The 247-nt window shown below is 30.4% G+C and carries 1 pseudogene; it reads right to left on the bottom strand.

Annotated features, from left to right (window positions below):
- Positions 1-247 (bottom strand): annotated as a pseudogene (locus ACY2RX_RS14770) (UDP-N-acetylmuramoyl-L-alanine--D-glutamate ligase); the annotation flags it as partial.

The raw sequence follows: 247 nt of genomic DNA, 5'->3' as shown, positions 1-247 counted from the left end.
TCCAACATCTAAACCTGCATTTTTTAAAATATGATGTACTAATAATTTTTTAGTTGTTTTACCATTTGAACCTGTAATTCCCACAATTGTAGCTTCTGTAAATTGAGCCGCAAATTCAATTTCAGAAATTGCAGGAATTAATTTTTCTTTCAGCTTTTGTATCAACCCAACTTTATCAGGAGTTCCTGGATTTTTCATTACCACATCAATAGTTAAAATCTTGCTTTCTGTATGATTTTTCTCCTCA

The sequence above is a fragment of the Polaribacter sp. 2405UD43-2 genome (assembly GCF_058147125.1).
The sequence above is the reverse complement of the archived record's forward strand: the minus strand, read 5'-3'. Positions and strand labels throughout refer to the sequence as shown.